Below are 1,223 nucleotides of genomic sequence, written 5' to 3'. Positions count from 1 at the left end.
GCAGCGCCAGGCGCTTCTCGTCGCGACTCAGCGGTGGCCCGGCCTCCGGCTCCACGCGCCGGTCGAGGCGGTCGGCGAACAGCACGCAGACGCAGCCGCCCAGCGCCAGCGCCTTGAGCACACCGAGCACCGGCCCGTGCAGCATCAGGTAGGACAGGTAGGAGAGGTGCAGGCCGTAGCTGCTCTCGATGGCGCCGACCATCACCAGGTTCGGCACGTTCGCCGGCAGGATGCTGCAGGACAGCTGGAAGGTCGCGACGCCCACCGCCAGCGCAAGGCCGAGCCGCCCGCGGCGCCCTTCGACGAGACCGGTGCGATCCGCCAGCGCCAGCACGATCGGCATCAGCAGCGCGATCCGCCCCATGCTCGACGGCATCACCAGCGCCAGCGCGTAGCACAGGCCGATCACGCCGAAGACCATCCGCACGTAGGAGCCGGACAGCCGCGAGGCCAGCGCGCGGGCGCAGCGGTCGGCGAGCCCGGTCCGCTGGATCGCCAGGCCGAGCACGAAACCGCTGAGCACCAGCCAGAAGGCGCCGGAGGCGAAACCGGAGAAGATCAGCCCCGGCGGTGCCAGCTGCAGCAGCATCGCGGCGGCGAAGAACAGCAGCGCGGTGAGGTATTCGGGCAGTTTCGCCGTGGCCCAGAGGCCGATGGTCAGCGCCACCACGGCGGCCGTGAGCAAAAGCTGGATATCCATGTGCGTTCTCTTGTTATGGGGCCGGGAGCCCTCCCGGCAGCGCAGCAGTCTGCCCGGCGAAACCGCGCGTTTCCACTACCACGCGCCGGGCGCGACGCTTATTCTCCCCGCCCATGATCGATCTGCTCGCCACCCCGGCCCCTGCCACTCTCGCCGACCTGCTCGCCAGCCTGGAGCAGATCGCACCGCTGTTCGATGCGCTGCCCGGCGTGGTGTTCTTCGTCAAGGACGCCCAGGCGCGCTATGCGCTGGTCAACCAGACGCTGGCCCAACGTTGCGGGTTCAAGGAGAAGGCGGCGTTGCTCGGGCGCACCGCCGAGGAGGTCTTCCCGGCGCGTTTCGGGCCTCTGTACACCGAGCAGGATCGCCGCGTGCTGGCCAGCGGCGGGCAACTGGCCGACCAGCTGGAGCTGCACCTTTACTACGGTAACCAGCCCACCTGGTGCCTGACCCACAAGCTGGCGCTGCGCGATCGCGAGGGCGCGGTGATCGGCGTCGCCGGCATCTCCCGCGACCTGCAGCT

2 protein-coding genes are annotated in these 1,223 nt (G+C 70.1%); one reads left to right on the top strand and one right to left on the bottom strand.

The features are described 5' to 3' along the window. The coding region (locus B2X67_RS13340) for an SLC13 family permease (protein WP_286785788.1) at positions 1 to 700 on the bottom strand (700 nt) is incomplete at its 3' end. A gap of 113 nt (positions 701 to 813) precedes the next feature. Between B2X67_RS13340 and B2X67_RS13335 the strand changes: the two genes are divergently transcribed. After that, a partial coding sequence (locus B2X67_RS13335) for a PAS domain-containing protein (protein WP_286785787.1) occupies positions 814 to 1,223 on the top strand: 410 nt, incomplete at its 3' end.

The organism is Pseudomonas sp. UBA3153, assembly GCF_002364635.1.
Taxonomy (GTDB): domain Bacteria; phylum Pseudomonadota; class Gammaproteobacteria; order Pseudomonadales; family Pseudomonadaceae; genus Pseudomonas_O; species Pseudomonas_O kuykendallii.
The sequence above is the reverse complement of the archived record's forward strand: the minus strand, read 5'-3'. Positions and strand labels throughout refer to the sequence as shown.